Source organism: Actinomycetota bacterium (assembly GCA_035536535.1).
GTDB lineage: Bacteria > Actinomycetota > JAICYB01 > JAICYB01 > JAICYB01 > DATLNZ01.
Genome location: DATLNZ010000006.1, coordinates 45,213 through 69,435 on the forward strand (window position 1 = coordinate 45,213; position 24,223 = coordinate 69,435).

General features: G+C 68.4%; 23 protein-coding genes and 1 tRNA gene. 14 read left to right on the plus strand and 10 right to left on the minus strand.

The window, feature by feature from the left end:
* Nucleotides 1-12: 12 nt before the first annotated feature.
* The gene (locus VNE62_00625) at nt 13-477 is read right to left on the minus strand and encodes a GNAT family N-acetyltransferase (GenBank protein HVE90795.1); all 465 of its coding nucleotides are present in this window, start codon (nt 475-477) and stop codon (nt 13-15) included.
* Between the two features lie 88 nt (nt 478-565).
* On the opposite strand from VNE62_00625, the gene VNE62_00630 reads away from it, so the two are divergent.
* A complete protein-coding gene (locus VNE62_00630; protein ID HVE90796.1) occupies nt 566-2,068 on the plus strand; it encodes a phosphatase PAP2 family protein in 1,503 nt (500 codons plus the stop codon).
* Between the two features lie 8 nt (nt 2,069-2,076).
* Here the strand turns inward: VNE62_00630 and VNE62_00635 are convergent, their stop codons facing one another.
* On the minus strand, nt 2,077-2,709 hold the full coding sequence (locus tag VNE62_00635) for a VTT domain-containing protein (GenBank protein HVE90797.1): 633 nt from the start codon (nt 2,707-2,709) through the stop codon (nt 2,077-2,079).
* 30 nt (nt 2,710-2,739) lie between these two features.
* Between VNE62_00635 and VNE62_00640 the strand changes: the two genes are divergently transcribed.
* Nucleotides 2,740-3,510 (plus strand): phosphatase PAP2 family protein, encoded by a 771-nt coding sequence (locus VNE62_00640; GenBank protein ID HVE90798.1) that lies wholly within the window; start codon nt 2,740-2,742, stop codon nt 3,508-3,510.
* Between the two features lie 14 nt (nt 3,511-3,524).
* On the opposite strand, the gene VNE62_00645 is transcribed toward VNE62_00640, so the two are convergent.
* Nucleotides 3,525-5,066 carry an FAD-dependent oxidoreductase gene (locus VNE62_00645; GenBank protein HVE90799.1) on the minus strand — a complete coding sequence of 514 codons (1,542 nt, stop codon included), beginning with the start codon at nt 5,064-5,066 and terminating at the stop codon, nt 3,525-3,527.
* A gap of 159 nt (nt 5,067-5,225) precedes the next feature.
* Between VNE62_00645 and VNE62_00650 the strand changes: the two genes are divergently transcribed.
* The 3 genes from VNE62_00650 to galE are packed head-to-tail and all read left to right on the plus strand — an operon-like array spanning nt 5,226 to nt 7,764.
* Nucleotides 5,226-5,663: an SRPBCC family protein gene (locus VNE62_00650; protein ID HVE90800.1), complete on the plus strand. Its 438-nt coding sequence runs from the start codon at nt 5,226-5,228 to the stop codon at nt 5,661-5,663.
* Entirely contained in the window at nt 5,660-6,733 is a 1,074-nt protein-coding gene (locus VNE62_00655; protein HVE90801.1) for a sigma-70 family RNA polymerase sigma factor, read from the plus strand. Before VNE62_00650 ends, VNE62_00655 begins: the two co-directional genes overlap by 4 nt.
* Before the next feature lie 11 nt (nt 6,734-6,744).
* The gene (gene galE, locus VNE62_00660) at nt 6,745-7,764 is read left to right on the plus strand and encodes a UDP-glucose 4-epimerase GalE (GenBank protein ID HVE90802.1); all 1,020 of its coding nucleotides are present in this window, start codon (nt 6,745-6,747) and stop codon (nt 7,762-7,764) included.
* Nucleotides 7,765-7,790: 26 nt separating this feature from the next.
* On the opposite strand, the gene VNE62_00665 is transcribed toward galE, so the two are convergent.
* The 4 genes from VNE62_00665 to VNE62_00680 are packed head-to-tail and all read right to left on the minus strand — an operon-like array spanning nt 7,791 to nt 11,139.
* Nucleotides 7,791-8,678 carry an amino acid ABC transporter permease gene (locus VNE62_00665; protein ID HVE90803.1) on the minus strand — a complete coding sequence of 296 codons (888 nt, stop codon included), beginning with the start codon at nt 8,676-8,678 and terminating at the stop codon, nt 7,791-7,793.
* Nucleotides 8,675-9,310: an amino acid ABC transporter permease gene (locus tag VNE62_00670; protein HVE90804.1), complete on the minus strand. Its 636-nt coding sequence runs from the start codon at nt 9,308-9,310 to the stop codon at nt 8,675-8,677. Before VNE62_00670 ends, VNE62_00665 begins: the two co-directional genes overlap by 4 nt.
* Before the next feature lie 37 nt (nt 9,311-9,347).
* Entirely contained in the window at nt 9,348-10,343 is a 996-nt protein-coding gene (locus tag VNE62_00675; protein ID HVE90805.1) for a glutamate ABC transporter substrate-binding protein, read from the minus strand.
* A gap of 28 nt (nt 10,344-10,371) precedes the next feature.
* On the minus strand, nt 10,372-11,139 hold the full coding sequence (locus VNE62_00680; GenBank protein HVE90806.1) for an amino acid ABC transporter ATP-binding protein: 768 nt from the start codon (nt 11,137-11,139) through the stop codon (nt 10,372-10,374).
* Between the two features lie 94 nt (nt 11,140-11,233).
* Here VNE62_00680 and VNE62_00685 point away from each other — a divergent pair, with 94 nt between their 5' ends.
* The 8 genes from VNE62_00685 to VNE62_00720 all read left to right on the plus strand — a co-directional run bounded on the left by VNE62_00685 (nt 11,234) and on the right by VNE62_00720 (nt 20,630).
* Nucleotides 11,234-11,467 (plus strand): C2H2-type zinc finger protein, encoded by a 234-nt coding sequence (locus VNE62_00685; GenBank protein ID HVE90807.1) that lies wholly within the window; start codon nt 11,234-11,236, stop codon nt 11,465-11,467.
* A gap of 37 nt (nt 11,468-11,504) precedes the next feature.
* Nucleotides 11,505-12,719 carry a ribonuclease D gene (rnd, locus tag VNE62_00690; protein ID HVE90808.1) on the plus strand — a complete coding sequence of 405 codons (1,215 nt, stop codon included), beginning with the start codon at nt 11,505-11,507 and terminating at the stop codon, nt 12,717-12,719.
* Nucleotides 12,720-12,775: 56 nt separating this feature from the next.
* Nucleotides 12,776-13,921 (plus strand): Vms1/Ankzf1 family peptidyl-tRNA hydrolase, encoded by a 1,146-nt coding sequence (locus VNE62_00695; protein HVE90809.1) that lies wholly within the window; start codon nt 12,776-12,778, stop codon nt 13,919-13,921.
* Nucleotides 13,922-14,003: 82 nt separating this feature from the next.
* On the plus strand, nt 14,004-15,044 hold the full coding sequence (locus tag VNE62_00700; protein HVE90810.1) for a S8 family serine peptidase: 1,041 nt from the start codon (nt 14,004-14,006) through the stop codon (nt 15,042-15,044).
* Nucleotides 15,045-15,267: 223 nt separating this feature from the next.
* The gene (locus VNE62_00705) at nt 15,268-18,624 is read left to right on the plus strand and encodes a response regulator (GenBank protein HVE90811.1); all 3,357 of its coding nucleotides are present in this window, start codon (nt 15,268-15,270) and stop codon (nt 18,622-18,624) included.
* Complete coding sequence (locus VNE62_00710) at nt 18,621-18,998, plus strand: response regulator (GenBank protein HVE90812.1); 378 nt, start codon at nt 18,621-18,623, stop codon at nt 18,996-18,998. Before VNE62_00705 ends, VNE62_00710 begins: the two co-directional genes overlap by 4 nt.
* Before the next feature lie 33 nt (nt 18,999-19,031).
* A complete protein-coding gene (trxA, locus tag VNE62_00715; GenBank protein ID HVE90813.1) occupies nt 19,032-20,069 on the plus strand; it encodes a thioredoxin in 1,038 nt (345 codons plus the stop codon).
* Between the two features lie 123 nt (nt 20,070-20,192).
* Nucleotides 20,193-20,630 (plus strand): GNAT family N-acetyltransferase, encoded by a 438-nt coding sequence (locus VNE62_00720; protein HVE90814.1) that lies wholly within the window; start codon nt 20,193-20,195, stop codon nt 20,628-20,630.
* Between the two features lie 25 nt (nt 20,631-20,655).
* On the opposite strand, the gene VNE62_00725 is transcribed toward VNE62_00720, so the two are convergent.
* From VNE62_00725 to VNE62_00735, 3 genes are all read right to left on the minus strand, one after another.
* Nucleotides 20,656-21,264, minus strand: coding sequence for a DUF998 domain-containing protein (locus VNE62_00725; GenBank protein HVE90815.1), 609 nt, complete (start codon nt 21,262-21,264; stop codon nt 20,656-20,658).
* On the minus strand, nt 21,261-22,076 hold the full coding sequence (locus VNE62_00730) for a hypothetical protein (protein ID HVE90816.1): 816 nt from the start codon (nt 22,074-22,076) through the stop codon (nt 21,261-21,263). Before VNE62_00730 ends, VNE62_00725 begins: the two co-directional genes overlap by 4 nt.
* 36 nt (nt 22,077-22,112) lie before the next feature.
* Nucleotides 22,113-22,185: transfer RNA gene (locus tag VNE62_00735), tRNA-Arg, on the minus strand.
* A 222-nt stretch (nt 22,186-22,407) separates the two neighbouring features.
* Between VNE62_00735 and VNE62_00740 the strand changes: the two genes are divergently transcribed.
* Entirely contained in the window at nt 22,408-24,063 is a 1,656-nt protein-coding gene (locus tag VNE62_00740) for a S8 family serine peptidase (protein ID HVE90817.1), read from the plus strand.
* The last annotated feature ends 160 nt before the right edge of the window (nt 24,064-24,223 follow it).

Below are 24,223 nucleotides of genomic sequence, written 5' to 3' on the forward strand. Positions count from 1 at the left end.
CCGGTCTGTCCTTCAGCACGCGGTCCTGGAGAACAGCGTGATCATCAGCCCTTGCGGCAGGGCGACGTTTGCAGTCGCCTCGTAGCCCATGGACAGGTAAAGCCTGACGGCGGGAAGGTTGTCCGCTCCGGTGGATACCTCGAACCGGCGGGCGTCCTCGCGGTCGTGCAGGTGCTCGAGGAGAAGCCGGGCAAGTCCGGTCCGGAACCGGTCGGGGCGCACGGCCAGCCTGTCGATGCCGACTGTGTCTCCGGTCCGGGCGAACCCGAGGATGGCGCATAGCTCGCCGAGCTCGTCCTCGACCCCCAGCATCGTCAGGTGCAGCGCGGAGACGTCCTCCGCCGACTCGCGGAGCGGTGGGATCGCGTCGAACCCGATGAGCTTTGCTTCCTGTTCGTAGGACACGCGCTGCAGCGCGGTGATTCGGGCTGCCGTGAAGAGATCCCGTTGGTCCAGCTCCCGCACCTCAGGCGCCACGTACCATCATGAGCCGAACCGGCCTATGTGGGTTTCGGCTCGCGGTCCGGGGGTATCGTCCGTTTATCCGCCCCGTCCGGAGGTGAACTTGCGCACGCCGGCTCGTGTCCCGAAGCCCGTCAAGGCGCGCCGGGAGAGGCTGGAGCCCGACGCGCTCCTGCGCATCGACCTGGCTCTGTTCCGGCGGCTCGCCCGGTGGAGAGCTCCGTTCCTGGACCGCACGCTGCCCCCCCTTACCAGGTTCGCCAACAAGTCCAAGCTCTGGGCGCTGATCGCTGTACTGATGGGGCTGTCCGGCGGCAGGTTTGGCCGCAGGGGGGCCCTGCGCGGGATGGTCTCCGTCGCGGCCACGTCCGCCGTCGCCAACATTCCCGGCAAGCTGCTCACCCGCCGCAAGCGTCCGGACCCGAAGCTGACGCCGGTCGTCCGACGTCTCGCGCGGATGCCCACGTCGTCGTCGTTTCCCTCCGGACACTCCGCTTCGGCCTTTGCGTTCGCGACCGGGGTCGCGATGGAGCGTCCGATGCTGGCGCCTCCGCTGATCGCCCTGGCTGCGACGATCGGCTTCTCCCGTGTGTACACCGGCGCCCACTACCCGTCGGACGTGGTGGCCGGCGCGGCGCTGGGCGCGGGGATCGCGCTGGCGTCGCGGCGCTACTGGCCGGTGGCGCCCGACGAGCCGGCCGAGGTCCGGGCGGCGCTGACGCGGTCGCACCAGCAGCCGCTGCCGGACGGGACGGGCCTGGCTATCGCGGTCAACCCGTCGTCCGGGCCGGCCGTGGGCCGCAGTCCGGCGCAAGAGCTTCGCGAGGCGCTGCCGGGGGCCGATGTGATCGAGCTCGAGGAGGGAATGGACCTGGAGAAGGTCCTGGAGGCCGCGGCGGGGACGGCCCGAGCCCTGGGAGTGGCGGGCGGGGACGGGTCGGTGAACACCGCCGCCGCCGTTGCCCACCGTCACGGGATGCCGCTGCTGGTCGTCCCCTCAGGAACCCTGAACCACTTCGCGCGGGACCTCGGCGTTGCGGGAGTGGCAGACGCCGTTCGTGCCGTCAAGGAAGGGTCCACAGCGGCCGTGGACGTGGCGAGCATCCACGGGCACGGATTCCTCAACACCGCGAGCTTCGGCGCCTATGTCGAGCTCGTGGACGCCAGGGAGCGGCTGGAGTCCAGGATCGGGAAGTGGCCGGCCGTCCTGGTCGCGCTGGTGCGGGTGATGCGGGAGGCCGAACCACTGGACCTGGAGATCGACGGCAAGCCGGCGCGGGTGTGGATGGCCTTCATCGGCAACTGCCGCTACCACCCTCGCGGCTTCACGCCCAGCTGGCGGGAGCGCCTGGACGACGGGCAGCTGGACGTCCGGATCGTCAGCGCCTCCCAGGCCTGGTCCAGGGCGAAGCTTGTGTGGTCGATCGTTACCGGCCGACTTGCCAGCTGCCCCGCGTACGAGTGCTCGCTGGCCGAGCGGATCGAGGTTCGGTCGATGCAGGGACCGCTGAGGCTGGCGCGTGATGGCGAGACGTTCGACGGCTCAAACCGCTTCGTGATCGAGAAGCTGCCGAAACCGCTGGCGGTGTTCACGCCCTCGGACTGATCCGACCTTCACTCGCGGCGCAGGTACCGCCCGAGGAGCACAGCACCCGCTATGAGAACCGCGACGCCGGCTCCCGTGACAAGCGGACCCGCCTTCTTGTATGCCTCGCCGGCGAGATAGCCCGCGCCGACAACCTCCGCTATCGACACCAGCGCCCCCAGCCCGTCGGCGGGCAGGAACTGCCGTGAAGCCATGTCCCCTGAGCCTGCGGCCGCGCCCACGAGCGCCGAAGGAAAGGCCGCGATCCGGCCCAGAAACACCAGGCGCGGACCCTTCTTGTCCAGAACCTTTTGGAGCTTGCGGATGCGGTCGGGTGGCAGTATCCGCTGAGCGAGCTTCGGCATGTTGCCGTCCCCGATGTCCTCGCAGTAGATGCGGCCCAGGTAGTAGAAGTGCCAGACGCCGAGGATGGCCAGAGGGATCGCGGCGGCCATCAGCTCGATCAGCCCGACTTTGTCCTGCCTCAGCAGGAACCCCCCGGCCAGCAGGACCTCCTTGGTCGGACGCATCAGGACCAGGATCAGAAAGTGGTCCTTGTACAGGACCGGGGCCAGCGGGATGGCCAGCAGCCCGATAACGATGCGGACTCCCGCGGCTATGAGCAGCGGCGTCCTGAGCCGGTTCTTGTTGCTGTCTTTCATGCGGGGGCCGGGGTCGGGGACACTGGAAAGATGAAAGGCTACCTGCCGGACTTCGTTCGCGCCCGCATGGACCCCGCGCAGCGTTACGGACTGCGCCTGACTTTGCTCACGTTCGCGGTCATCCTGGTGGCAGTCCCGTTCGGACTGCTGCTCGTTCAGGTCCTCAGCGACGGCCCGTTCACCAGGATCGACACTGAGGCCGCCGAGTACCTGCACGAGTACGCGCGGCGGTCCCCCGTCGGTATCAGGGTTCTTCAGGCCCTCAGCTTCATGGGCAAGCCGGTGCTGTTCTACGTGCTGATCGGTGCGGCGAGCCTCTACTTGTGGAGGCGCGGGCGCCGCCGGTTGATCGCCTACCTCGTCGCGACCTCCGCGCTCGGCGGGCTGATCGATACCGCCGTCAAGATCCTCGTGAACAGGCCTCGGCCCGTCTTTGAAGACCCGATCGCGACGGCGTACGGCAAGAGCTTTCCCTCCGGACACGCAATGAGCTCCACCGTGATCTACGGCGCGCTGCTACTGGTGTTCCTCCCGGTCGTCTCGCGCCGGCTGCGCAAGTGGCTCATCGCGACCGTGTCGGCGCTGGTCGCGGGTATCGCGTTCTCCCGTCTCGCCCTCGGCGTCCACTTCGTGAGCGATGTCCTGGGAGGAATCGCGCTGGGGCTGGCATGGCTGGCGGCGTCGACCGCCGCCTTTGAAACCTGGCGAGAGGAGCGCGGAAAGCGGCCGTCTCACCCTCTGCAGGAGGGCCTTGAGCCGGAGGCAGCGGCGGACCTGCGGGCCGAGACTCCGCCGCCCTAGGTACCGGCGCCCCCCTACTCCGGGTCCGCCGGCTCACCCGGCAGGTCGACAGACTCCAGGTCCCTGTTTGCCGGACCCTGGATGACTCGCCCGTCGGAGTCGAAGCGGGATCCGTGGCAGGGGCAGTCCCAGGTGGTCTCCGCCGGGTTCCAGCCCACGATGCAGCCCAGGTGTGTGCACACCGGCGAAACGGCCTTGACGGATCCGTCCTGCCCCCGCACGGCCGCCACCGCTCTGCCCCCCGGCGCGCGCACAACCCCGGCCTGACCGGGCTTCAGCTCGTCAAGAGAGGGGGCCACGAGCTCCGCGAGCCTGTCGCCGACCATTCTCTTGGCGGCGTTGAGGTTCTCCTTGACCAAGTCGCTGATCGAGGCCTTCAGGTTCACGCGGGTGGCGTCAAACAACTCCAGCCATGGGTTGTCGGTGCCCTGGATCGCGTCGGACAGCATCACGGCGGCGGCGGTGCCGTTGGTCATCCCCCACTTGCCGAACCCCGTGGCGACCCACATCCTGGTGGCGCCCGGCGTCTGGCGGCCCACGTACGGGACCTTGTCCGCGGATATGTAGTCCTGGGCGGACCACCGGTAGTCGATCGACTCGACTTCGAAGTTCTCCCTGGCCCAGTTCTCGAGACTCGAGTACCTTGCGTCGGTGTCCGGGTCCTGACCCACCTTGTGGCCCTCGCCGCCTATCAGGACGAAGCTGCCCTCCGGCCCGCTGTGGGAGCGCACCGATCGGGTGGAGGAGCCGACCCCCAGATACATCCCCTGCGGCTCAGGGCTGCACCGCACGCCGAGCGCGTAGGACCGTTCCGGGTGGGTCTTGGCAAAGAACAGGCCCTTGTCCGCAAACGGCAGGTGGGTCGCGAACACGACCTGCTCGGCGAGGACCGTGCCGGCACTGGTCGTGACGGTGCACGTGCCGTTGGACTCGTCCACGTCCAGCGCCCGGGTCATCTCCGCCACGACGCTTCCGTCGCCCGGGATAGCCTTTGCCAGCCCGAGGCAGTACTTGCGGGGATGGAACATGGCCTGGTTGTCGAAGCGGACGGCAGCGCGCACGTCGAATGGCAGGTCGGTGTCGGTGGTGAACGACGCCGGGAGCCCGGCTGCCGTCGCGGCGGCCACCTCGGCCTCGATGTCACCGGTGCGGTCGGCTGAGGTCGTGTATGTGTACGCGGGGCGGCGGGCGAAGTCACAGTCGATCGACAGGTCCTCGACCAGCCGCGCGATCAGCTCGATCGCGGCCTCCTGCGCCTCGCCGTAGAGCCTGGCCTGGTCGTCACCGAAGTCCGACGCGATGTGGGAGTAGATCAGCCCATGCAGCGACGTCACCTTCGCGGTCGTGTATCCGGTCGCGCCGGACGCTATCCGGCCCGCCTCGATGACGGCCACGGTCGCGCCCTGTCGCTTGAGCATCAGCGCCGTGGTCAGTCCCGCGATCCCGCCTCCCAGCACGGCGATATCGACCGACAGGGACTCGGCCTGTGCGCCGTAGTCGCTGGACGGCGCGGTCCCTACCCACAGCGACCGGTTGCGTTCGTGGAGTGATCCCATTGGCTCGAATGTCCTTCCCGTCGAAGTACGCGAGGCATCCGCAGTATGCCTTCGCTGCCGGGCCCCCGTATGGATGCGTTTGGCCGACGCCGTGGCGGGTATCGGACATGCGCAGGGTGCGCATGGCCGCGCACCGGAACACCGGGGTGATCGAGGACCATGGCGCAGAACGTCACCCGCATCCGCGCGCCCGTGGAGCGTGTTTTCCAGGTGCTGACCGATGCTGCCGCCTATCCGGACTGGGTCGTTGGGGCTCGCTCGATCCGGGCGGTGGACGGGGACTGGCCGCGATCGGGTTCGGCTTTCCACCACACTCTGGGTGCCGGCCCGCTCCACGTGAGCGACTCGACGCGGATAATCGAGATCGATCCGCCGAGGCGGCTGGTGCTGAGCGCAAAGGCGCGGCCGGTGGGGCTGGTCGCCCGGGTGAGCCTCGATCTCGAACAGGACGGGGATGAGACGATCGTGAAGATGGCCGAAAAGGGGATCGGCGGCCTGGCCGGCCTTCTGTGGAACCCGCTGTTCGACAAGCTGACCCAGATCCGCAACGCCAGGTCTCTCGACCGCCTGAAGCGGCTGGTGGAGGAGGGACCTTGAGCGAGCCCGCAGATGGCGTTCGCGACACGCCGTCGTTCCGGGCGGCCTTGGCCCAGACCCTGGAAGGGGTGCCCCGGTCGAAGTGCGCCGAGCTTTCGCAGGTTACGGACATCGCAGTCGCGGCGGGACTCGACGAGCAGGGCGTAAGGACGCTGTTCGACGAGCTAGAGTCGCGGGGGATCGACCTTCGCGACGACTGCGGCCACTCCACCGAGGCGCAGGGTTACACCAACGGGTCCCTCGCTTCGTACACAACCGACACCGTCCGAATGTTCCTCAACGAGATCGGCCGATACGACCTGCTGACCGCAGATCAGGAGGTCGAGCTGGCCAAGCGTGTCCAGAAGGGGGACAAGGCGGCGAAAGATCACATGGTCACGTCGAACCTGCGGCTGGTGGTCTCGATCGCCCGCCGCTACCAGCACAGCGGGATGCCTCTCCTGGACTTGATCCAGGAGGGCATCCTGGGGCTGATCCGCGCCGTCGAGAAGTTCGACTGGCAACGGGGGTTCAGGTTCTCGACGTACGCAACCTGGTGGATCCGGCAGGCAATCGGACGCGCGATCCAGAACCAGGCGCGCACGATCAGGATCTCGGCGGACCTGCTGGAGCGCGAGCAGAAGATCCAGATGGCAGAGCGCGACCTCTCGCGGACCCTTGACAGGGATCCGACCGAGCAGGAGATCGCGGAGGCCATCGGACTGACCATGCAGGAGCTTGCGAGGGTGCGGGCGGCGCCGCGCGTGGTGACCAGCCTCGACCGTCCTTTGAGGTCCGACTCCGAGACGTCGTTGGGTGACGTCCTGGCCTCAGAGCACCGCTTCGAGGACGAGATCGAGCTGTCGCTGGAGCACAGCAGCCTCCACCAGGCCGTCGCGAGCCTTCCGGAGCGCGAACAGGCGATCATCAGGATGCGCTACGGCATGGACGGCGACGGCGGCCCCAAGACTCTCGACGAGATCGGACGACGGATGGGGGTCAGCCGTGAGACGGTCAGAAAGATGGAGTCGCGGGCGCTGCAGCGACTGGCCTGCACACGGGAGATCTCGGCGCTGAGGCGCGCCGGCTGACGCGTCCAGCCGTGACCTGCTCGATCCTGGTAACCGGGGGCGCCGGTTTCATTGGCAGCCATACATGCGTCGCCCTGCTCGAGGCCGGCCACCACGTCACGGTCCTGGACAATCTGTCCAACAGCTCCGCGGAGGCGATCCGACGTGTGGAGAGGCTCACCGGACGCGAGGTGCTTCTCGAGGAGGCGGACCTGACGGACGCCGTCGCGGTGGACGGGGTCATGTCCTCCGGGCGGTTCGATTCCGTGATCCATTTCGCCGGACTGAAGGCCGTTGCGGAGTCGACGCAGGTCCCGTTGCACTACTACGCAAACAACGTCTCCGGCACTTTGATCCTCCTGGAGTCGATGGCGCGACACGGGATCACGCGGCTCGTGTTCTCTTCATCCGCGACCGTGTACGGAGAACCCGCGTCGGTCCCCGTAACCGAGGACTTCCCACTCAGTGCGACCAACCCGTACGGCAGGACGAAGCTCATGATCGAGCAGATCCTTTCGGACGTCACCGCATCCGACTCAGGCGTGAAGTTCATCTCCTTGCGCTACTTCAACCCGGCCGGCGCCCACCCCAGCGGGTTGATCGGCGAGGACCCGTTGGGCATACCGAACAACCTCATGCCCAACGTGATGCAGGTCGCCGCGGGCCGGAGGCCGGCTCTCAAGGTGTACGGCACCGACTACCCGACCCGCGACGGGACCGCGGTGCGCGATTACATCCACGTGATGGACCTCGCTCAAGGGCACCTGGCGGCGCTGGACGCCCTCGAGGGCGTCCCGGGATGCGTTGCGGTCAACCTGGGTACGGGCCGGGGCTCAACCGTGCTGGAGGTGATCGCTGCGGCATCCAGAGCGGTGGGAGCCGACATCGCCTACGAGACAGCACCGCGCCGGCCGGGTGACGTCGCGGAGACCTACGCCGATGCCTCGAGGGCCGAGCGCGAGCTTGGCTGGCGGGCGTCCAGGACGCTGGACGACATGTGCCGCGACGCCTGGCACTGGCAGTCGCAGAACCCCGGCGGCTATAGCGCCTGACGCAGGTGAGTCCAGCCGGGCGAACCTCAGGCGGCCGGACGCGTCTGGTCCTCGGCCCCCACCTGCTGCAGGCGCAGGGCGACCTCGGGACTTCCCCGTCCGGGAGCCGCCTCCAGCCGGCGCCCGAGGGCGGAAAGCGAGAAGTTCAGTGCGAAGTAGATCAGTCCGGCCACCAGAAAGCACTCGATCGGGTTGACGTACTGCTGCTGCAGGATGTTCAGCCTCCGGCTCACCTCCAGGACCGTGATGTAGCTGAGCAGGGACGTGTCCTTGATGAGCGTCACGAGCTGCGAGACGGCTGCCGGAGCCATGCGCCTGAGGGCCTGGGGCAGCACGACCAGGCGCAGCGACTTGCGGTAGCCCAGGCCCAGAACTGCCGCCGCCTCCAGCTGCCCCCGTTCCAGTGAAAGGATCCCCGCGCGGATGATCTCGGCCATGACGCACGACGTGTACGCGGTCAGCGCGGTGATTCCGGCGGCCATCGGCGACAGGTTGACGCCAAGGCGCGGCGCGGCCAGGTACGTGTACAGGATGATCAGGAACAAAGGGGCCGACCGCACTCCCTGGACCACCACCGACGCGGGAAACGCTGCGAGCGCTCTCGCCGCTTTTCCGATGGGGAGACCGAGGAGCTTGTGCCGGGACAGCCTCAGCAGAGCCAGCAGCAGGCCGAAGACGATGGACAGCAGTACGGAGACCACGGCCGCCTGAAGGGTCAGCAGAAGTCCCCGGCCGATGAACTTCCAGATGAGGCCGGCGATCTCTGGGTTCACGAACGGCTCCCACCGCGACTTCAGGGTCTGCACGCGTCTGCCGAAGTCACCGGGTCCGTAGACCCGGTACACGCCCGCCGCGACCGGAGCCAGGAACAGGGCGGCGCCGGCCGCCCCCAGAAGCCTCAGCCGGGCCGTCACCGCAGGATCCTCATCCGCCGTTCGATCCGTGACACACCGAACGAAAGCGGGAGCGTGATCGTCCAGAACCCGAGGGCCACCAGGGTGAACAGCTCGAACGTGCGGGCGGTCCGGCCGTTCAGCACCTCGGCCTGGTAGACGAGCTCCGGGAACCCGATGGCCGCCGCTATGGCGGAGTTCTTGACCATCGCGATCATCAGGTTGCCCAGTGGCGGGACCACCGTCCGGAAGGCCTGGGGCAGGGCCACCAGCCGCATGGACTTGACGAAGCCGAGTCCGAGGGAGCGGGAGGCCTCCATCTGCCCCTTTCCCACGGAGGAGATGCCCGACCTAACCACCTCCGTCACGTAGGCCGCCGTGTACAGGCACAGCGCCAGCGCCGCCGCGGCGAACGCCGACATGTGGATCCCTGCCGAAGGCAGTGCGAGGCGCAAAAAGAACATCTGGATCAGCAGCGGCGTGTTTCGAAACAACTCGACCTCGGCCCGCGCCACCCGGGGGAGTATCGGGACCGGAGCTACCCGGCACACCGCCACGAAGGTTCCGACCACGAGGCTCGACCCGAATGCGATGACGACCAGCAGCAGCGTGTTGCGAAACCCCGCGAACAGAAACGCGACGGTGCCGGTCATGGATCGATTCCCCGATCCATGACCGGCACCGTGGATCTCAGCTCGGCGCGGGGGCCGGCGTGGAGGGAGCCGCCGTCTCCGTCGGCGGCGTGGCCACTGGAGTGGGCGTTGCGGACGACGTCGCCGCCGGAGCCGCGGAGGGGGCGGCGGCTCGTGCGTCGTCGTCCGGCGGGGTGGCCGCCTTGCCGGAGAACTTCTTGATCCACCTGTCGTAGATCTCCTCCCAGGTGCCGTCCTCCTTGATGTCGCGCAGCACCGTGTTCACGAACTCCAGGAACTCCGGGCGGCCCTTCTTGATGCCCACGCCGTAGGGCTCCCTGGAGAAGGTGCCGCCCGTGAGCTTGAACCGATCCGGCTCCTTGGCGATGAACTGCAGGAGGATCACGTCGTCCGTGCTGACGGCTTCGACCTGGTTGTTGCGCAGCTGTTGCACGCACTCGCTGTAGGCGCGGAGCAGCACGACCTCGGCCCCAGGGGCCGCAGCCTTCAGGTTGGTCTCGGAGGTGGACCCCTTGGCCGTGCAGATCTTGCCCTTCTGGTCGGCCAGCGCCTTGATGTCCTTGATCTTGGAGTCTTTGCTCACGAGCAGGGACTGTCCGGCCAGGTAGTAGACGACCGAGAAGTCGATCTGCTTGCGGCGCTCGTCGTTGATCGTGAACGTCGAGAGCACCAGGTCGACCTTGGCCGGGTCGCTGGAGAGGAACGGGATCCTGTTGTCGGAGACGGCCTCCTGGAACTCCGGCTTCACGCCGAGACGCTCGGCAATCTCCTTGGCGATGTCGATCTCGAACCCTTCGAACTGGCTGGTGAGAGGATTCAAAAACCCGATCTGCGGGATGTCGGCCTTTACCCCGACCCGCAAGGTTCCCCGCTTCTGGATCTCGGCCATGTACGTACCTTCGGCGAACTTCTGCACCGACCCCGTCGGCCGAGCGGACCGCTCGGCCGGCTCGTCCCCGGGCCCGCCGCAGGCCGATGCCAGCAGGCCCAGCAATGCGCCCGCTACGAGGCAGCGCGTGGTTGCTCGGTTCATCGCCTCTCCTTTCGTCAACCCCAACACCCTAGTGCTTGAGGATCTTGGACAGAAAAGCCTTGGTGCGCTCGCTGGACGGGGCATTGAAAAAGTCGTCGGGAGCGGCCACCTCGACGATCCGGCCGGCATCCATGAACGCAACCCGGTTGGCGGCCCCCCGTGCGAACCCCATCTCATGCGTTACGACGATCATCGTCATGCCGTCGGCGGACAGGGCGACCATGACCTCGAGCACCTCAGAGATCATCTCGGGGTCCAGCGCCGATGTCGGCTCGTCGAACATCATGAGCTTCGGACGCATCGCCAGGGCCCTCGCGATCGCCACCCGCTGCTGCTGGCCCCCGGACAGCTCCCCCGGGTACGCCTCCGCCTTCTCCGCCAGCCCGACCTTGTCCAGGAGCTCCCGTCCCTCCTGCTCGGCCCGGGCTTTCGGCGTCCCACGCACATGGACGGGCCCGAGCGTCACGTTGTCCAGCGCGCTCAGGTGGGGAAACAGGTTGAACTGCTGGAACACCATCCCGATCTGGGAGCGGACCGCGTTGATCCGGCGTCCGGCCTTGGCCACGTCCTGCCCGTCCACTACCACCGCTCCGCTGTCCACCGGCTCCAACCCGTTGACGCACCTCAGCAGCGTCGACTTGCCGGACCCGGACGGGCCGATGACGACGACCGTCTCGCCGGGGGCCACGTCGAGGTCGACGCCGTCCAGAACCTTCAGGGGACCGAAGCTCTTGTGGACGTCGCGAAGCTCAACCAGCGCACGACGACCTTCGCCGGACCCCGCCCCCTGTCGCACAGTCAAGTTCTACTCTCGTCGGGGACTCCAAGGGAAACCGCGCGGTGGTCGGACGGGTATCGTCGGCCCAACCGTGCGAAGACGAGGGGACGGGATGGAAAAGGACGACATGCCGACGGGCTCGTTCGTTTGCCAGTGCGGGGAGACGTTCGGCAGCGAGCAGGAGCTGCTCGAGCACGGCCGTGAGGCGCATGGCGCCCCCGAGGCGGGTGAAGTGGAGGAGTTCGCGTGTCCGGAGTGCAATGCGGTGTTCGCGACCCACGAGCTCCTCGAGGAGCACGTCCAGGCCCATCGCACGAGGCAGCAGCGAAAGTCCGGCCATGACTGAGGTGCCCGCGCGGGGACCCCAGAGCCGGGCTGACGATGTGACGACCGAGTCCTCACCGGGCGCCGGCACAAACTCCGAGGCAACCTGGAAGCTGGTCGACTCCCCGAAGGAGCTGTCCAGTTTGTGCGAGTCCCTTCGCTCGGCCGGCTGCTTTGCGCTCGACATGGAGTTCCGGCGCGACAAGACCTACTTCGCGCGCCTGGACCTGGTTCAGGTCGCGACGCCGGAGTTTGTCGCGATCATCGACCCCCAGAAGGCCGGGTCTCTTGACCCTCTCTGGGAGTTGATCGGCGACCCGGCGGTCGAGGTGGTCGTCCACTCGGGGCGTCAGGACCTGGAGATCCTGAAGGAGGCCGGCGGGCCGGCGCCGCGCAACGTCTTTGACACCCAGGTGGCGGCGTCGTTTCTGGGTTTCGGCGACCAGGTTCCGTACAACCGTCTGCTGGCTGCCGTCCTCGGCCGCCAGATCCTGAAGCTGGAAACGACCAGCGACTGGTCCCGCAGACCTCTTTCGGAGGCCCAGATCGAGTACGCGATCGATGACGTCCGTGACCTGCCGGAGCTGCGCAGGCAGCTGGGCGAGCGGCTTTCCGAGGCCGGCCGTGCTGAGTGGGCAGCGCAGGAGATGACCCGGTTGGAGCAGTCGGCGGCCACGTCCAGGGACCCGGCCACCCTGTGGAAGCTGGTGGCGGGTTCATCGAGGCTGCGGGGCAGGCAGATGGACGTCCTTCGCGAGCTCGCGGCTTGGCGGGAGTCGCTGGCGCGGCGGCGCAACCTTCCGCGCAAGTGGGTGGTCCCCGACGACGTCCTCGTGGACATCGCCAAGCGGATGCCCCGCAAGCTCGACGACATCAGCTCCATCCAGCGGCTGTCGTCCACGGTCCTCGAGCGCGAGGGTCCCGCGATCCTCGAGTGCGTGACGAAGGCTTCGGCCGCACCGGCCAAGGAGCCGTCCCAGCCGGATCGCAGAGACCCGGCCGTGTCCGCTGCCGCCGACATGCTCGAGCTTTTGCTTCGGATCCGCGGGGAGGAGTCCGGCGTCGCGACCCCGCTCCTCGGCACCCGGTCGGAGGTTCTTGACGTCGTGCGGTGGGTGCGGGGGGAGAGCCAGAAACGCCCTCCGCTGCTGGACGGCTGGCGCGGAGAGATCGTGGGCGGGGATCTGGTGGCGCTGGCGTCGGGGATCAGGAGCCTGAGGTTCGAGCCCGGGTCGGGAAAGGTCGTCCTGGAGCCGGCCGCCGGCCAGGAGTGAGTTTGACGGCGCCCCCCTCGGGTATGCGCCACTTGGTCTGACCGCTCGGAGGTGCGATGGCAGCCCAGAACGCAGGGACCCGCTATTCCCGGAGGATCCGCGAGCTCGCGCGAACCAAGGTCGACAACGCGCGGGTGATCAGCCTGTACCTCAACCTCGATCACACCGAGTTCCCCACCCGCAAGGAGTGGACCAGCGAGATGGAGTCGCTGATCGACCGGGCGATGCGCGAAGCGCAGGAGGGCGGGCTGGCCCAGGAGGTCGTCGAAGCCCTGAAGCAGGACGCGGACCGGGTCCGGTCGTGGGTCACGCAGGAGTTCGATCCCAAGGGTGTCGGCTCCCTCGCGATCTTCGCCTGCTCGCCCTCCGGCCTGTGGGAGACGATCGAGCTGCCCGGGTCCGTCCGGTCCAGCGTGTCGGTGGGGGAGTCCCCCGTGGTCGAGCCGCTCGTGGAGGCGCTTCCGGACGACAGCTGGTGCGTTTTCCTCGTCAACCGGCGTTCGGCGCGGGTGCTGCGGGGCAACCGCGAGCGCCTCGTGGAGCGCATCAAGTTCCAGGACGACGTCCACGGTCAGCACGACCAGGGGGGATGGTCCCAGGCGCGCTTTCAGCGCAGCGTCGAAGAAGAGGTCAAGGACCACGTCAAAAAGGCATGCGAGACGGTCTTCGAGTCCTTCCAGCGGTCGGGGTTCGACCGGCTGCTTGTGGGGGCCGCGGAGGAGCTGTGGCCGGAGGTACAGGAGAAGCTGCACGACTACGTCAAGCAGCGCCTCGTCGGACGGTTCGACGTGGAGGTCGAACACTCGTCGCCCGAGGATGTTCTGCAGCGAGCCCTGCCTGCCATCGAGCAGGACGAGCGGCAACGTGAGGGGGCACTTCTCGAACTGCTGTCCCAGGAGTTGGCGACCGGGGGCCGCGCGGCTTCCGGACTCGAGAAGGTCCTGGAGGCGCTGAACGAACGCCGGGTCGACACGCTGCTGCTCCAGCCGGGCTACCAGGCCCCCGGGGTGTCGTGCCCGAACTGCGGCTGGGCCGGGGTGAAGGGCAACGAGTGCCCCCTGGACCGCACCGCGCTGCAGGAGGAGCAGGACATAGTCGAAAGCGCCGTGGAACTGACCATCGTCCAGTCCGGAGAGGTGAAGGTCCTCCAGCACCAGGCCCTCGACGACCGGGGGCCGGTGGCGGCCCTGCTCAGGTACTAGCGTCCCTGGAAAATCGGTGCTGCGAGCCTCCGGGCTCGTGGATAGGCTCTGGGAAATGTCCGCTTTCTGAAAGGGGCTGCGCATGCTTCGTCGCGTACTGGCCATGACGTTCTCGGTATGTCTGGTCGTATCGCTGGCGCCCAGCGCCGGCGCCGCGGCAGACCCGCTCGCTTCCAAGCAGTGGGCGCTCGGCAAGATTCAGGCTCAGCAGGCATGGAGTCTCTCCCGCGGCACCGGCGTGACGATCGCGATCGTCGACACCGGCATCGACCTCGCCCACGAGGACCTGAGGGCCCAGGTTGTGCCCGGTACCAGCGTCCTCGGTTGCGGCAAGAGGGCGAAGAGCTGCAACACCACCGGCCAGGATGATGAGGGACACGGCAGCCACGTCGCGGGTATCGCGGCCGCGGCCACGGACAACGGCATCGGAGTGGCCGGCGTGGCCCCCGGCGCAAAGCTCATGCCCGTGAAGGTCCTCAACGCCCTCGGTGAGGGCACCGTGGACCAGATCGCGGCCGGGATCGACTACGCCCACAACAATGGCGCAAAGGTCATCAACCTCTCGCTCGGAGTGATGTCCGGCCAGTCGCAGATCGGGGCCACGCTGGGCTGGTGGAAGCCCATCAACGACGCGATCAACCGGGCCTGGGCCAAGGGCGCCGTGATCGTGGTCGCCGCGGGCAACGACTCGTTCCCGCTGTGCGCGGAGCCCGCTGCCCATGCCAAGGCGATCTGCGTCGGCGCGACCGACCACAACGACCTGATCGCCAGCTACTCCAACTCCGGCGACATCGACGTGACCGCTCCCGGCGGGTTCGGTTCCGTCTTCTGCGAGCACTCGGACGTGGACATCCTGTCCACCATGTGGACTGGATCGGCCTGGGACTGCCAGGGCACCCCGACCAACGGCGGGACCCCCTTCATGACGGGCTACGAGACCGCGGCCGGGACGTCCATGGCCGCTCCGCACGTGTCCGGAGTCGCGGCGCTGCTGCTGGCCAAGGGCCTGACGAACCAGCAGACGGTGGACAAGATCAAGTCCTCCGCCGACGACCTCGGCTCCCCAGGTTACGACCCGGTCTACGGGGCGGGTCGCATCAACGCATTCCGCGCCGTCAGCTGACAACCGCAGTTGAAAGGGCCCCCGCCGTGCGGCGGGGGCCCTTTTCTCATTGGGCCGTGGGGGTTCGCGTCACACGCTGAGGGGGCCGCAGAATAGGTCCACCGAAAGGGCGAGGGTTGAAATCACGGTTGAACGGAATAAACGTTTCCATGCATCGTTGCGGACCGATCGCAGCGAAGGCTCGGGGCCACGAGTCACACCGGGGAGCCGCTCCGTGACGCCAATGTCGGCGGCCGCCCGCGGGACGGCAGCGCCTCCCGAGAGCCTGGCTCCCCGGCCATCGCGGCTCCCGCGCATCCTCACGTGGCCCGAGACCTGGGGACTGGGCTTCACCGGCCTCCTGTTGTGGCTGTTCGCCGTCGAAGGGGCCCATGCCGCGCTCGGAGACGGCGCGATCCTCATGTGGGTGCCGGTTGCCATCGGCGGCGTGATCTTCAACCTCCAGGTGAGGCGCCTGGGGTCCCGGTGGCCGGATGTAGCCGGAGGAACCCCCAACTACGTCACCCGGCTGCTGCAACCCCAGCCGGCCCTGGCCCGGTATGCCGGCCTCGCCTACTTCCAGGGTTGGGCGTCGGTGCCCGCGCTGAGCGGGATTCTGCTGGCGCAGATGGTGGGCGCGAGCCTGAGCGCCGCGGGCGTGCAGGCCCCGGTCCGGACGCTCACGGTCGCCTTCACCGCCCTCGCATTCGTGGTTGCTTTCAGCGGCGGCCGGACGTTGAGCGTCCTGCATCTGTTCTTCCTGGTTCCCGCGGTCGGGCTCCTGCTGGTGTTCTGCGTCCAGGGCCTGGGGTGGGCGGCGGCAGATCCCGCCACACGCTCCCGAGGCCTCGCCGTCACCGGCCTGAACCCCCAGGACTGGGCGAAGTGGTTTTTTGTGGCGGCCTACGGCGCCTACGGGTGTGACACTGCATCCTCGTTTGTCGCCGACAGCCGCGACCGCGGGCGGACGCTCACGGCGATCAAGGCTGCGGCCGTTTTCCTGCCGGTCGTGTATGTAGGCGGGTCGTGGGTGGTCAACGCGTTCGGCCCCGCATCCGCGCCCCCCGGAGCCTTTCAGGGGTTTCTGACCGTGGTGGCGGCACCCTTCTGGGGCGGGGCGGCCCCCCCGCTCGTCACGTTCCTGCTGGCGTCCAGCATCCTGCTCAGCTGCGCCACGGCCGCAGCCAACTGCCCCCGGATGCTCTACCAGTTCTCACGCGACGGGCTGATGGCGCCGGTCCTGTCCGTGGTCTCCCCGTCGGGAGTGCTCGGTCCGGCTCTGACGATGACTCTGGCCGTCAGCCTGGCGTTCCTTGTATGGGGCGACGTGACCAGCGCTCTGGTCGTCTCCGCCACCGGCTACTTCGTGTCCTGCATCCTGATGCACGCTGGGATCTGGCTGCGCCGCGACCAGCCCGGCATGCCCTGGCCGCGGCTGTCGCTGGCGCTGGCCGTCCTGGAGGCCGTGACTCTTGTGATCGGAGGCCTTCGGTGGGGCTGGGCCCCGTTCGCGCTCGGACTCCTGGTGCCGGCCGCCATGGCCGGACTCGACACCCTGATCCGCAGGCTGCGCCTGGCCGTGCTGGACCCGGATTGGTGGGCGCGACAGCACGCGCGAAGAGCTGCTGCAACCGGTGAGGACCCCGTGATGTTCCAGGTCCTGGCCCAACTCATCCTGTTGTCGGTTGCAGGATCGGCGGGGTGGCTGGTCGGCGGGGCGGCACTGCGTCAGGCCACTGCGACCTTCAGGACCAACCTGTTCGTGATGTTCATCGTGATCGTCGGCTTCGTGGGGGTTGCCGTGGCGTCCTGGACCACGCTGGCCCGCCTCCACCGCGTTCAGAGCTCTCAGCGGCGCATGCGGCACCTCCTGGAGTCGGCGGTGGACGGCGTCACGGTTGTGGACGCCGCAGGGCTGGTGACGGTAGCCAACGAAGCTTCAGGCAAGATCTTCGGGACCGCCACGACGAACCTGTCCGGGCGGCCCCTCGTAGAGCTTCTCCCGGACATGCCCCCGGATCCGCGGGCGTGGCCTTCCCACAGCGAGAGGCAGATCGACCTTCCCGGGCAACTGCAGAAGTGCGTCGACGTCACCATCTCGCAATCGGAGACCGAGACACTCGTGGAGTACATGGTCGTCCTTCGCGACATTACCGAGAGTCGTCAGATGGAAAAGATGAAGGACGAGTTCACCTCGGTGGTCAGCCACGAGCTCCGGACACCCCTTACGTCCATCCGCGGCGCCCTGGGGCTGCTGTCGCAGACGGAAGGATCGTTGTCCGGCAGCGGGCAGCGGATGTTGAGCATCGCTCTCAGCAATACCGAGAGGCTCGTTCGGCTGATCAACGACATCCTGGATGTCCAGCGCCTTGAATCGGGCCGGGTCGAGATGAAGCCCCAGGTCCGGAAGGCCGCAGACCTGATAAAGGAGGCGGCCGAGGCTATGAAGGCCATGGCCGACGGAGCCGGTGTCCACTTGGAGGCCCGGCCCGGCGATGAGCGCGTGTGGGCGGATGCCGACCGTATCCTTCAGGTGCTGACCAACCTGATCAGCAACGCCATCAAGTTCTCGCCGGAGGGGGCGCGAGTGACAGTCGAGTCCGCTTCGATAAACGGTGAGGTCGTGTTCCGCGTCACCGACAGTGGACGTGGGATTCCGCACGACAAGCTGGAATCGATATTCGAGCGGTTCCGGCAGGTCGACTCCACCGACTCGCGCGAGCGGGAGGGGACGGGGCTCGGCCTGGCGATCAGCAGGGGGATCGTGGAGCAGCACGGGGGCCGAATCTGGGTCGAGTCCACGGTGGGCGAGGGGAGCACCTTTCTGTTCTCCCTTCCTTCGGTCAGCGATCCGGGGCCCGATGACGGAGATGGCGAGGAAGCCGCGACCGTCCTGGTCTGCGACGACGACCCTGCGGTAGCCGACGTCGTAGCGACGATCCTCAGGCGCGAAGGTTACGCCGTGCTCGTTGCGACATCCGGCGAGGAGGCCCTCGACAAGGCCGCCGAGCACAACCCGCAGGCGGTGATTCTCGACCTCCTGATGCCGGGCATGAGCGGGTGGCAGACGGCCGCGGCACTGAAGGCGCAGCCTTCGACCAGCACTATCCCCATCATCATCCTCAGCGCGCTGTCCCAGGACGAGGCTGCCGAGGTGCCTGGAGATGTGGCGGGATGGCTGGCGAAGCCGGTGGAAGAGGCGAAGCTGTTCGAGGGGCTGCGAGGGGCGCTGTCGGCGGGCGCCGCGAGGGTCCTGGTGGTGGAGGACCAGCCGAGGCTTTCGAGCGTCATAGAGACCACCCTCCGGGATGCGGGCGCCGAGACCGCCACGGCCACCAGTGGAAGGGAGGCGCTAGGCCTGCTGGAGACATTGCAGCCAGACATGATCGTCCTGGATCTCGCCCTCGGCGATGATGACGCTCTGGACGTTGCCGACTGGGTCAAAGAGCACCCGAATCCTCCGGCCTTGGTCGCCGTGGACTCGTCGGCGACAACCGCAGATCCTGAAGGGGAGGCCGCCGAGCCGGCGGGGAGGTTCTTGGAGCGCCTTTTGGGGTTGCTGGAGCGGATGACTCGGCACAGTCGAAGGGGGTCTTCGTGAGCAAGCGGGTCCTGATCGTGGAGGACGATGACGACATCCGCGATGTCATCTCCTTGAGCATCCAGACGACCACCGACTGGATCCTCACGGCAGCTGGATCGGGAACGGAGGGGCTCATTGCGGCCCGGTCGGGGCCGCACGACGTGATCCTCCTGGACGCAATGATGCCCGACATGGACGGACCCGCCGTCTTCGTCGAGTTGCGGGCCGACCCCTCGACCAGCCAGATCCCGGTCATCTTTGTGACCGCGAAGGTCCAGGCAGCCGATCGCCAGAGGTTCGAGGACCTGGGTGCGGCGGGAATGATCCAGAAGCCGTTCGACCCCTTCGCGTTGGCAGACCAGGTGAGAGCGATCCTGGGCTGGGAGGCCTGACAGCCGGATATCCTCGGCCCCCAAGGAGGGTTGATGGCGCTCACGACCAACGTCGTCCACGGACGCAAAAGCGAGCGGCTGCTCGTCGTCATGCATGGGCTGGGGGCCGACGAGCGAGACCTCGCGGAAATCGTCCCCTACCTCGACCCCGAAGGCCGGTTTCTGGCCGTGCTCCCGAGGGCTCAGTACGCCGAGTCCCCTGGGTTCGCCTGGTTCAGGCTGGGGGCCCCCGCTGTCATCGCGGGCAACATGTCGTCTTCGATCCAGTCGCTAAACGAGGTGATCGACGCCGCCTGCGAAAAGCACGGACTCAAGTGGGAGGACGCGGTGGTAGCGGGCTTCTCCCAGGGAGGCTGCATGGCGGTCGCCCTTGCGTTCGGCAAGCGGCGGCCGGCACCGGCCGGAGTGATGGTGATGAGCGGGTTCCTAGTCCCTCCCGAGGCGTTCGCATACAACTGGAACCACGGGACATCGGCTCCACCGGTCCTCGTCCAGCACGGGACCAGCGACCCTCTGGTCCCCGTGGAGGCCGGACGCCAGGTCGCGCACGTCCTTGCCGCCCAGGGCGCGCCCGTGGTGTACCGCGAGTACCCGATGGAGCACCAGGTCGCCGTGGAGGAGCTCCAGGACGCAGCCGCGTGGCTCGACCAGGTCGCGCGTGGCGAGCGGCCCTCGGAAGACCCGCCTCCGGTGGAGACCCAACCCTCCCCGGCCGCGGAGCCGGAGCCGCAGCAGGACGACGGGGCGCTGGTGAAGTCCGTCTCCAGCGCCACTTTCGACACCGAGGTTCTGTCCAGTCCGGTGCCCGTGATCGTGGACTTCTGGGCCCCCTGGTGCCAGCCCTGCCGCGAGGTCGAGCCGGTGGTCGAGCAGATCGCGGCGATGCGCCAGGGGACGTACAAGGTAGTGAAGCTCAACATCGACCAGGCACCGGACATCGCCCAGCGCTATCAGGTCCAGAGCATTCCGCTGGTCGCTCTGTTTCGCAACGGCCGCATGGAGCGAAGGTCCTCGGGGGCCAAGCCGCGCCCCCAGCTGGAGGCCGAGCTGGGGATGCTGGTGATCCCCTAGTGTCTGGACGGCCGCCCGAGCTGTGGGTCCGCGTCAGGTGATGCTGCAGTGGTCCCCGGGGGTGGATGAGGTACTCATCAGCGCCCCAAATCGCGCGTGAACGGGCTCCCGGACCAGCCCCGCGTGGAGCGAGTTCGGGCGCGGGAGACCTTTGAGCTGCGCCATCGGGTCCTGCGACGGGGGACGACTCCCGCCGGCGTCGGGGCGCCCGACGACGACCAACCGGACAGCGCCCACTTCGTCGTCCGCGAGTCCGGTCGCGTCGTCGCCACTGGAACGGTCCGCCGGAGGCGGCCGCCGCCGCCGGACTCGGCGGACGGCTGGCAGGTACGGGGCATGGCGGTGGAGCCGGAGATGCGCAACAAGGGATATGGGTCCAGGATCCTATCCGCGGTCCTGGACCATGTCGGCGGCCACGGCGGGGGCCTTATCTGGTGCCACGCGCGGCTCGGGGCTCTGTCGCTGTACCGTCGCGCTGGGCTGGAGCCCGTGGGAGAGCCGTTCGAGGACGAGGTCGCCGGGCTGCAGGTCCTGATGATCGGCCGCGTCGAGAACCGTTAGCCGGCGGCGGCGTCGAGCCGGCGCATCAGCGAACCGCGTTCGGTCCGACCCGGCGCGGCCAGCGCCCGGACATCATCGCGGCGGCCGTGGCCGCAACCCACAGGTCCGTGACGGTCAGTCCCGCGCGCTGGAACAGCCCGTGGCGCGACCCGGCTAGGGTCGCGGCTAGGGAGGCCGCACTGACGAGGCCCGTCACCACCGAGGCGGCCGCCCATCCGCGCCTGCCCGCTCTGTTCAAGGGAACTGCGGCGCAGAGAGGAACGGCCGCGAGAGACACGTACCCCACCCCCGCGAACGCGCCGTGGGCGGCGTCCACTCCGGCGTCCAGGGGCAGTGCCGCGACGCCCAACGTGGCCAGACCGGTGGTTGCGGCCGCGATCCAGGCCGGTCCCGGCAGAAAACGTCGCAGAGCCACGGCGTAGGCGGGCAGGCCGGCGCCGAAGACGATGAATCCGGCCGTCATGCCGGCCCGCGTGGGAGCGCCCGCCGCAGCCAGACGGCTGATCGCGTCCTGCACCGGGGAGTACCCAGGCGTCCTCAGCCCCTGCACCGCCCAAGCTGAGAGGAAGGCTGCCGGGCCGATCACCCCACCGGCGGCCAGAAGACGCGTGGACCTCGACTCCGCGGAGGTCACAGCTGGTCCGCCAGCATCCGGATGTCCCCCACGGGCTGGAACCCCAGCCGCTCGAGGATGGGCCGGGCGGCGGGACGCGCCTGAGTGGTCAGGACCGGCGTTCCCCGGCGTACCGCCTCCTGCCACCGCGCCGCGACGAGCGCCCTGTACGCCCCGCGCCCACGGAGGTGCGGGACCGTGCTGCCGCCGTTGAGCTGGACCCCCGCCGGAAGAAAGGTCGCCTGGCCGGCCGCCGCCGGCTCCCCGTCCACAAACGCGAGGTATCGAACGGCGTGGTCCCACGACCGCTGGGCCTCCCAGTGGGCCCGAGCCGCCTCCTCGGACCCCTTTACCGTCGCCTCGTCCGCGCCGAAGGCGGTGTGCTGGACGCGCATAAAGGTGACCATGTCCTGCGCGGACGCAACCGGTCTCACCTCGACCCCCGCCGGAGGCTCCGCGGGGGCCCGGTCGGCAACCATCGCCGTCAGCGGCTCTTCGGTCTCTGTCAGTCCCAGCCGGAGCAGGCGGTGGCTGGCGTCGGATGGCGTCGCGGACCAGCCCACCATCCACTCGGTCCGGCTGCGGCCATCGCCGGCGACCAGGCGCCTAACGCGCTCCACCGCTTCGGCCAGGTCGTGATCGGAGGCCCTGACCCGCTGCACCACCGACAGCCCCGGGTAGATCGGCGGTGCGAACCACAGCAGGAACTTGTCGTCGGTCACCAGGCGGGAGCCGGGGGATGTCCCCCCCACCGACAGGGGATCCTCCGCCATACGCAGCACGGCGGCAGTGAACGGTGACGGTGGAGCCATGGCCTGCGGTGCCTCGTCCATACGACCTATTCGTCCGCCACGGCATCGCGGTATCGGCGCCCCCGGGAGGACTCGAACCTCCGACACCAGGTTTAGGAAACCTGTGCTCTGTCCCCTGAGCTACGGGGGCGGGGACGCCGTTCATCCTAGGGCCTCCTGAAGCCGAGCCGCCCGGAGAAACCCGCCGACGGGACCAGGCCCCTGCGCCGTTTCTATGGATAGAGAGTGGGGTCCCGGAGCGCTAACTAGTCCCTTATGACCAGCGCATCCCCCAATCGGGTCCATTGCGCGGCGGGCCCCAGGGACGTTGAACAGGTATCGGCTTCACCCAACGGAAGGACAGTTCACGCCCATGAACTCCAGAATCGCTCCCGCGCTCGTCTCGGCAGTCATGTTCGCCGCCTCGCTGTCGGCTGCGGCCCCCGCCGCGGCGGCTCCCACGGCACCCCACGACGGCACCCACGTCCTGGTCAAGCTGCGCCCCAGGACTTCGGCCTCCGACAGGGCCAGGGTCCACGGCTCCAGCGCCGTCAGCTCCATCTCCGGGCTCGGAGTCGACGTCGCCAGGGTCCGCGCCGGTGAGCGGGTCGAGCAGGCCGTCGCGCGCTACCGCAGCAACCCCCACGTCGAGTACGCGGAGCCCAACTACAAGTTGTCCCTGGCCGCCACTCCGAACGACCCCTACTACCCGGGCAACGCTCTGGTCTCCGCCGACCTGTGGGGCCTTCACAACACGGGACAGCACTACGGGACCTCGGACGCCGACATGGACGTCCCCGAGGGCTGGGACCTCGCGGGCGTCGCCACCGGCTCCCCCTGGACCTCCGCCGGCTACACGGTCGGCATCGTCGACACGGGGGTTGACGCCTCCCACCCCGACCTGTCCGGCAGGCTCGCCTCCGGCTGCTTTAGCGCCCTCACGGGCACCGGGTCGCTTCTGGCCGGCTGCCAGGACCTCCACGGTCACGGCACGCACGTCAGCGGCACCGTCGCCGCGGCCGCCAACAACTCCACCGGCATCGCCGGTGTCGCCCCGAACTCGCGGGTCCTGATGTGCAAGGCGCTGGACGACACCGGCAGCGGCTGGACCAGCGACATCGCGGCCTGCATCAACGACTTCGTCACGCGCAGGGCGACGCTGGACCTGAGGGTCATCTCCCTGAGCCTCGGCGGCGGCGGCGGCAGCACCCTGGAAAGCGCCGTCAACAACGCCCTGAGCAACGGGATCCTGGTCGTCGCGGCCGCCGGAAACGACGGCAACACCACGCTCAACTATCCGGCCGCCTACGCCAGCGCCGTCTCGGTCGGCGCCGTCGACCGGACGGGGGCCAAGGCTTCGTTCTCCAACTTCAACGAGGACGTCGAGCTGTCGGCCCCGGGCGTCTCCATCGTCTCCACCGTGCCCGGCGGCGGCTACGGCTCCTGGAGCGGGACCTCGATGGCCACCCCGAACGTCGCAGGCGTCGCCGCTCTCGTTTCCTGGAAGACGGGCCTCAAGGGCCAGGCGCTGCGCGACAAGCTGAACGCCTCGGTCGACGACCTCGGAGCGGCCGGCCGCGACAGCTCCTTCGGCTACGGCCGCACCAACCTGTGCAAGGCGCTCGGCGGATGCGGTGCGGCACCTGCCGCGACGCCCACACCGACACCGACACCGACACCGACACCCACCCCCACACCGACACCCACCCCGACCCCGACACCCACCCCGACCCCGACACCGACGGTTGCTCCCACTCCGACCCCGGCCCCCGCGACCGTCAGCGGCAAGACCTACAGGTACAGCAGGACCCGCAGCAACGTCACCGTCTCGTACAGCTCCTCGATCGCCAGCGGCTACACCACGTCCAACAGCTACGGCTCATACAAGCTGTCTCTAAAGCCCGCGACCTACACGATCAGGGCTAAGTACGGCACCACCACCTGCCGCGCCGGGAGCCGCACTGGCCCGACGTACGTCAGCTACTCACTGATCTCAGGCGCGGCCAGAACGGTCAACTGGTACTGCTAGACGCTTCCCGCGTCGAATGACAGAAGCCCGGCCCCCCTTGTGCGGGGGCCGGGCTTTTCGATTTGCGGACAACAGCCGCTAGAACGTCCTGGATGGGCAACGCTTCGCGCTGTTTCGCGGCGCTGCCGGCGGGCAATATCCACTCAGTCCCGCGACCACC

Bases quoted from the DNA above. Each gene is read 5' to 3' on its own strand.
- VNE62_00730 (HVE90816.1), bottom strand. From the start codon at position 22,076: ATGGACGAGGCACCGCAGGCCATGGCTCCACCGTCACCGTTCACTGCC.
- VNE62_00670 (HVE90804.1), bottom strand. From the start codon at position 9,310: ATGACCGGCACCGTCGCGTTTCTGTTCGCGGGGTTTCGCAACACGCTG.
- VNE62_00685 (HVE90807.1), top strand. From the start codon at position 11,234: ATGGAAAAGGACGACATGCCGACGGGCTCGTTCGTTTGCCAGTGCGGG.
- VNE62_00705 (HVE90811.1), top strand. From the start codon at position 15,268: ATGTCGGCGGCCGCCCGCGGGACGGCAGCGCCTCCCGAGAGCCTGGCT.
- VNE62_00650 (HVE90800.1), top strand. From the start codon at position 5,226: ATGGCGCAGAACGTCACCCGCATCCGCGCGCCCGTGGAGCGTGTTTTC.
- VNE62_00635 (HVE90797.1), bottom strand. From the start codon at position 2,709: ATGAAAGACAGCAACAAGAACCGGCTCAGGACGCCGCTGCTCATAGCC.
- VNE62_00640 (HVE90798.1), top strand. From the start codon at position 2,740: ATGAAAGGCTACCTGCCGGACTTCGTTCGCGCCCGCATGGACCCCGCG.
- VNE62_00700 (HVE90810.1), top strand. From the start codon at position 14,004: ATGCTTCGTCGCGTACTGGCCATGACGTTCTCGGTATGTCTGGTCGTA.
- VNE62_00645 (HVE90799.1), bottom strand. From the start codon at position 5,066: ATGGGATCACTCCACGAACGCAACCGGTCGCTGTGGGTAGGGACCGCG.
- VNE62_00695 (HVE90809.1), top strand. From the start codon at position 12,776: ATGGCAGCCCAGAACGCAGGGACCCGCTATTCCCGGAGGATCCGCGAG.
- VNE62_00675 (HVE90805.1), bottom strand. From the start codon at position 10,343: ATGAACCGAGCAACCACGCGCTGCCTCGTAGCGGGCGCATTGCTGGGC.
- trxA (HVE90813.1), top strand. From the start codon at position 19,032: ATGGCGCTCACGACCAACGTCGTCCACGGACGCAAAAGCGAGCGGCTG.
- VNE62_00740 (HVE90817.1), top strand. From the start codon at position 22,408: ATGAACTCCAGAATCGCTCCCGCGCTCGTCTCGGCAGTCATGTTCGCC.